The 6,682-nt window shown below is 44.3% G+C and carries 6 protein-coding genes and 1 pseudogene; 3 read left to right on the top strand and 4 right to left on the bottom strand.

What is annotated here, in order from left to right; genetic code table 11:
* Window positions 1–134: 134 nt before the first annotated feature.
* Together LC653_RS06930 and LC653_RS06935 are read right to left on the bottom strand one after the other, a co-directional pair.
* Complete coding sequence (locus LC653_RS06930) at window positions 135–1,634, bottom strand: UDP-N-acetylmuramoyl-L-alanyl-D-glutamate--2,6-diaminopimelate ligase (protein WP_229493617.1); 1,500 nt, start codon at window positions 1,632–1,634, stop codon at window positions 135–137.
* 151 nt (window positions 1,635–1,785) lie between these two features.
* On the bottom strand, window positions 1,786–2,076 hold the full coding sequence (locus LC653_RS06935; RefSeq protein ID WP_229493618.1) for a glutaredoxin family protein: 291 nt from the start codon (window positions 2,074–2,076) through the stop codon (window positions 1,786–1,788).
* Between the two features lie 16 nt (window positions 2,077–2,092).
* On the opposite strand from LC653_RS06935, the gene LC653_RS06940 reads away from it, so the two are divergent.
* The 3 genes from LC653_RS06940 to LC653_RS06950 are packed head-to-tail and all read left to right on the top strand — an operon-like array spanning window position 2,093 to window position 4,054.
* Complete coding sequence (locus tag LC653_RS06940) at window positions 2,093–2,443, top strand: DUF952 domain-containing protein (RefSeq protein WP_229493620.1); 351 nt, start codon at window positions 2,093–2,095, stop codon at window positions 2,441–2,443.
* A gap of 37 nt (window positions 2,444–2,480) precedes the next feature.
* Window positions 2,481–2,669 (top strand): DUF4089 domain-containing protein, encoded by a 189-nt coding sequence (locus LC653_RS06945; protein WP_229493622.1) that lies wholly within the window; start codon window positions 2,481–2,483, stop codon window positions 2,667–2,669.
* On the top strand, window positions 2,666–4,054 hold the full coding sequence (locus LC653_RS06950; protein ID WP_229493624.1) for an AtzE family amidohydrolase: 1,389 nt from the start codon (window positions 2,666–2,668) through the stop codon (window positions 4,052–4,054). Before LC653_RS06945 ends, LC653_RS06950 begins: the two co-directional genes overlap by 4 nt.
* A 269-nt stretch (window positions 4,055–4,323) precedes the next feature.
* Here the strand turns inward: LC653_RS06950 and LC653_RS06955 are convergent, their stop codons facing one another.
* Together LC653_RS06955 and LC653_RS06960 are read right to left on the bottom strand one after the other, a co-directional pair.
* Window positions 4,324–4,953 (bottom strand): Uma2 family endonuclease, encoded by a 630-nt coding sequence (locus LC653_RS06955; RefSeq protein ID WP_229493626.1) that lies wholly within the window; start codon window positions 4,951–4,953, stop codon window positions 4,324–4,326.
* A 577-nt stretch (window positions 4,954–5,530) separates the two neighbouring features.
* Window positions 5,531–6,682 (bottom strand): annotated as a pseudogene (locus LC653_RS06960) (S-layer family protein); the annotation flags it as partial.

A 6,682-nucleotide genomic window follows, 5' to 3' on the forward strand; every position in this document is an offset into this window, starting at 1 on the left:
AAAAGAGGAATTGGGGCAGGGTGCGTTTTGCAGGCTAAAAAGTTTCCCCTTTTCCCCCAGCTAAGAGCTCCCCTGCTTCTTCATTCCCCTCTGCTCCCAGCTAAGAGCCCCTCTGCCTCTTTTCAATGCCCAAATTAGGCTTGTATGTTCAGTCTTTGGTGTAAAGCGTCGCGTGCGTGTTCTCGGTCATCAAAATGGATTTTTTCGGTGCCGAGAATTTGGTAGTCTTCATGACCTTTACCAGCAAGTAACACTCCATCACCGGGTTGTGCTTGTAAAATAGCGGTACGAATTGCAGTAGCCCGATCGCAAATTACAGTTGGCTGCACTGTGTCAGCAATTCCCGCCAAAATATCTTGCAAAATCCTTTCTGGGTCTTCAGTCCGGGGATTATCTGATGTCACCACTGCAACATCAGCTAATTCAGCAGCAATTTTACCCATTTTTGGGCGCTTAGTGCGATCGCGATCGCCGCCACAACCAAACACGCAAATCACTTTTCCTGGTATAAACGGGCGTGCAGCTTTCAGCAGATTTTCTAAACTATCGGGTGTGTGGGCATAATCCACAATCACGCTAATATCTTGGTCAGCATCAATTTGTACCCGTTCCATCCGTCCGGGAACTCCAGGAAACTCAGGTATCACAGACGCTACTAACTGCAAATCTAGCCCTAAGTGTAAAACTGCTCCTACGGCTGCGAGAAGATTTTCTAAATTATATTGTCCGACTAGAGGCGATCGAAAAGCTACGTTACCTTTTGGTGTATGTAATGTACCACTGACACCATTGGGCTGGTAACTTAAATCACTCATCCATAAATCGGCGCTGTTGTCGTTGACACTGTAACTCCAAACGCGCTCAGAATCTAACGAGGCAATTAAGCGCTTTCCGTAAGAATCATCAGCATTAATTATTGCCCGTCCCTTGAGATAATCAGGGCTAAATAACAACGCTTTGGCGGCAAAGTAATCTTCCATGTCGGTGTGATAATCGAGATGGTCTTGGGTAAGATTACTGAACACCGCCACCTCAAATTGACAACCCAACACTCTACCTTGGGCCAAAGCGTGAGAACTTACTTCCATCACCCCGAACTCACTACCAGCCTTTACAGCCTCTGCTAGCTGCTGTTGCAGTTCCACCGCAAAGGGCGTAGTGTAGGCAGCAGTTTGCTCAAAACCTGCCCAACGAGTGTAGAGAGTTCCCATCAAAGCTGTAGCTAGATTAGCTTTGATCAGCAGAAATTCAATCAAATGAGTTGTTGTAGTTTTGCCATTTGTACCAGTCACACCTACCAGCTTGAGTTTTCGCCCCGGATAACCATAAAAAGCACTAGCTATCTGGGCACAAGCTTGAGTTATATTACTTGCACTAATGACCACAGCCTCATTTGTGGGAGGATTTTTTTGTGCAGCTTCGGGAGAAACGATCGCAGCTACAGCCCCCGAGGCGATCGCACTTTGCCAAAATTCGCCACCATCAACCCGCCCTCCTGGCATCCCAATAAACAAATCTCCCACACTACAAGCATGGGAATTCGTCTTCAAACCCCTAACTTCCACATCCTCCATCGGATGGCTAGGCAATTGTTCAACACTGTCTACCGCCGTTAATAATTCCCGCAATTTCATTTTGTGAACCTCGTCACGTAGCTTCGCTCCGAATTCAAAATTCAAAATTCAAAATTCAAAATTAACAAGCCCATCAATAAATTTAGTTGCTCTGTATCCTTTTCTTTTTTGATAACACGCTTATCTTGCGCTTATTGTGCATTATTTTTTTCTAATTGGCTAAATACTTACGCAACATTTGCTCCAACTGTTGCACACTAGCACGAGGAGAAGGACGTGGCAATAATTTCTCACTCCCCTCCTCTACCTCCGCGTCCTCTGCGCCTCTGTGGTTCGATAAATAAAGTACCGGCACCTCATACTCATACGCACCGAACCAATCTTCACGAGTCGTAATATCCCTAATTTCCAACTCGAAACTGAGATTTTGGATTTGTTCTAGCTTTTCTTGCAAGCCTTCACATAAATGACAGCCGGGTTTACTGTATAAAATTAATCGCATTTGTTAATTAATTACCATGAACACTATTTTACATATCACCAAAAGCGAACAATGGGAACAAGCAAAAATCCTCAAAACCTATCGCGGTGATACGTTAGACTCGGAAGGATTTATCCACTGTTCGACAGCAGCGCAAGTAATCTGGGTTGCGAATCGTTTTTTTGTCAATCAAAAGGGTTTGGTAATTCTTTGCATTGATTCTGAACAAGTTAAAGCTGAAATTCGTTATGAAGCTGCGGAGGTAGATAATTTATTTCCTCATATTTATGGTGAGTTAAATATTGATGCTGTGTTTCAGGTTGTTGATTTTGAGGCGGGGGAGGATGGATTTTTTGTGTTGCCACAAGAGGTTATAAGTTTAAGATAACTAACCGCAGAGGCGCAGAGGGCACAGAGGAGGAGAGATGAGAAGAGAAGGGTTTAATGTGGGTGAGTATGTTGATCAAATGGCGTTATTGTTGGATTTAGAGATAAGAGATGAGTATCGAGATGGGGTGGTGGCAAATTTTGAGAGAATTAGTGCGATCGCTAATCTTGTAAATTCTTTTTCTCTAGCGGAGGATATTGAAGTTGCACCAGTTTTTGAACCATGAATGATGCTGTATCAATAGCTGCTGCTGTACGCGAAGGCAAAGTTAGCGCGGTGGAAGTTACTAAGGCTGCGTTAGCACGAATTGCAGCGCGGGATCATCAACTCAATTGTTTTACGGCTGTAACTACTGAGACAGCTTTAACAGATGCAGCCCGCATTGACAGGGAAATTGCCCAAGGTAATCATCCTGGAATGCTTGCTGGTGTCCCTTTTGCGGTGAAAAATCTCTTTGATATCGCTGGTTTAACGACTTTAGCGGGGTCGAAAATTAATGCAGAAAACCCAGCAGCTACCCAAGATGCAACCGCAGTAGCGAAGCTGAAACAAGCGGGTGCTGTGCTGGTTGGCGCTTTAAATATGGATGAGTACGCTTATGGGTTTGTGACGGAAAACTCCCATTACGGTGCTACTCACAACCCCCATGATTTACAGCGAGTTGCTGGTGGTTCATCGGGTGGTTCGGCGGCGGCTGTTGCTGCGGGGTTAGTACCGTTGACGCTGGGTTCTGATACTAATGGTTCAATTCGCGTTCCGGCGGCGTTGTGTGGCGTTTTTGGTTTTAAGCCGACTTACGGAAGGTTATCTCGTGCTGGGGTAGCTTTATTTTCTAGCAGTTTTGACCACATTGGCCCTTTTGCGCGTTCGGTGCAAGATATTGCCACGGTGTTTGATGTGCTTCAAGGAGAAGACGATCGCGATCCAATTTGCACAAAGCGTTCGCCTGAATTGGTTTTACCACAACTTGAACAAGATATTTCTGATATCAGAATTGCGATCGCAACTGATTATTTTACCAAAGGCGCAGAACCGGAAGCTTTAGCAGCAGTGCAAAAGGTAGCTGATGCAATAGAAGTCACTGAATACGTAAGGATACCAGAAGCACACCGCGCCCGTGCAGCAGCTTTCGTGATTACAGCTAGCGAGGGCGCAAATCTGCATTTGGATAAGTTGCGATGTCGTCCTCAAGATTTTGATTCAGCAACACGCCATCGCTTTTTGGCTGGGGCGTTAATTCCTAGTAACTGGTATCTACAAGCACAACGGTTTAGAAAATGGTATCGCGATCGCGTGCGGGAAGTTTTTCAAAATGTTGATGTAATTCTTGCGCCAACTACACCAATTTCCGCACCGCTAATTGGTCAACAAACCATGATTTTGGATGGTGAAGAAATTCTTGTCCGTCCTCATTTGGGATTATTTACTCAACCATTATCTTTTATTGGTTTACCAGTTTTATCAGTACCAATTCAGCGTTTAAATGCTTTACCATTGGGTGTGCAATTGATAGCAGCACCATATAATGAAGCGTTAATTTTAAGGGTTGCGGCTGCGTTAGAGGCAAAGGGTGTAGTTTCAGCACCAGTGATATCATGTCCGCATAATTAGTTATGATTCCCACAGTCATTGCACCCCACCCCGCCAAAGCTACGCTTTGTCTCCCCTCCCGAAGAGCGGGGAGGGGATTAAGGGGTGGGGTTCTTCGGGTTTAATAAGTAATCAAGCGGACATGATATGATTTTCAATTGCTAATGAAGCGAGCCATTTTTGCAAAAATACTGCTTGCTCTGATTCCCTTGTAGCTAACGAGGAAAATTAAAACAAGTCGCGTGATCCGCTAGCAAAAACGCAAGCGCAATATGTAAAAAGAAGTGAATTCAACCTAAGCGCTGTTTGAGTTCACGAATTGCGGCACTGGTATTGCGATCGTAGGTAACTTCAAAGCATCTGGCAACTATATCTTGGAGGTTTATATCAGGGAAATATTGGCTTTGAGTTTGAGCAAGATATTCTGTACCTTGTAACTGATAAATACACAGTTGTTTTTTGCGGTATAGCCAGACTTCTGGAACTTGATAAGGGAGGTAATCATTCACATCAGAATAACTCATTACATCAATTTCCAGCACCAAATCAGGAGGAGGATCAACACTCCAGTCAATTCGTTCCTTACCAGATACAGCTTCCCAATGGTCAATGTAAAAACAATAGTCTGGTTCGATTCCACTCTCCTCTGGTAATTCCATTGTTACAGGAGTAAAAGCATCGTACTCACGTCCAACATAATCCAGCAGAACTGTAATGATATTTGCAATTAAATGGGCATCACGTCCATGTTTGGGAAGAGGAGACATGAGTAAGACTTCTCCATCTTGGTATTTTATGCGGGGAATTGAATTGCCACCTCGTTGCTGACACAAACTCTGATAATCTTGCCAGGTTGCAGGCAACCGCACAACTGCTCCCACAGGTAGCTGAATTTTCTCAAGCGAGACTAATGCAAACATAGCTCAAACTTTAGAAATTGAAAGCTCAAGGTTATTCTAATTCTTTTGCTGGAGATGACACAAGTAAGGGACTTCCAAATAAAAAAATATCCAATCGCTTTTAGGGCAGGGGAGCTCTTAGCTGGGAGCAGGGGGAGGGAAAGTCGTTGTAATTCCAAAAATTGGATAATTTATTTTTTGAAGTTCCCGGATATAAGCCAATACAGTTCAGATAAGACCAAAACATTTATAGAGACGGTGATTTATCGCGTCTCGAAAACCCAAAACATTTGTAGAGACGGCGATTTATCGCGTCTCGAAAACTCAAAATTTTGTACCAGTAGCCCTTAACTGAACCGTATTGGGATATAAGCAAGCAGGATGCTGCAAAAGTTGGAGTAATTTTAGCTACCATGACCGAACAATTCGCAATTCGCAGTGACGCTCGTTCGCGCAGCGTGCCGTAGGCAAGACTCGCTAACGCAATTCGCAATTGTGGACGTAATTGATAATTGATTCATCCTTCAAGGTCATTGCCCCTAATTTTAATTATGAAAAGAAACAAAACACGTAGTATCAATATTCAGAGCAAGCGCATTCATAAGCCACTGCGGTGGACGGGTTCCCCGGCATAAAGCAAGTGGCGTGCGTGGGGTATTATTAATTGCGAACTTGTACTGAGCGTAGCCGAAGTATTGCGAATTGGAAATTGCGAATTGCTTTGACATTGAATTGGGTTGTGTCTGGAAGTATGAGGAGTAGCGTTAGATGAATTAGCAGTGAGGACTATTTGTCCTTTGACGTTTAGCACTGCACCTGTGGCTTCAACAATGCGTTTGGGAGTGGAGGTTGTTGGTTTATTAGTAACAGGTGGTAGGGAACGGTTGTTATTGCTGGGTTTAAAAGCCACCCAATCTATTTGGGTTGCATCTGGAGTGAGAATGTCTTTGGGATTGGGTGGTAAACCGCCGCGTCCAGTAATCACAAATCGGTTTTGAGCGTAACCTGGACTATAGCAGCCTTGGGCTAGTTGGGTGTCAACTGGTACTGTTGGCAACTCAACCAAGCCACTGTTGGGGTCGATACCAGGTGTATTCAGTTCTACAGTGCCTTGTGTACCAAATTCTGAACTAGCAGTGATGTCACTCAAGGGAGTTGGACTTTCACGGAACTCAATACCATAAATGCCATTGGCTTTGATATCCACTCTCCCACCAATGCCAGTAAAAGCATTAGCAGTGATGTCGCTATTTTCGCTTGGGACAGCAACAATGAAGCCCGTCGGGGCATCAATATTAATATTGCCACCATTACCACTAGTTTTGTCTGTGCCTGCGGTGGTGGAAATTTGAGCGCCACGACGCAGAAGGAGTAAATCAGTTTGTAAGTTGATGTTGCCACCGTTACCCGATGCAGATTGGGCGTTAAGTGTGCCACTGTTGTCTAGGGTAATTCTAGGTGAGGTGACGATAATATCTCCGGCAGTACCCGTCGGACTTTGGGAGTCAACAAACAAGCCACTGTTAAAGTTAGAACTATTGCCAGAAATGGTAAAAAAATCAGCAGCATTAACTTCAATTGTGCCTGCATTCCCAACTCCTGAAGTTGAGGCAATAAGTCGAGCGTCATCACTTAGAGAGAAGGAACCAGAATCGATAGTAATGTTACCTCCATTGCCAACTGTCCCCCTTTCCACTTCGCTGCGAATCCTACTAAAACCATCGTTTTTCTTTCCAGCAATATTAACAAT

Origin of the sequence: Nostoc mirabile CHAB5784 (assembly GCF_020829645.1) — a bacterium.
In the GTDB taxonomy this organism is placed as follows: domain Bacteria; phylum Cyanobacteriota; class Cyanobacteriia; order Cyanobacteriales; family Nostocaceae; genus Nostoc; species Nostoc mirabile.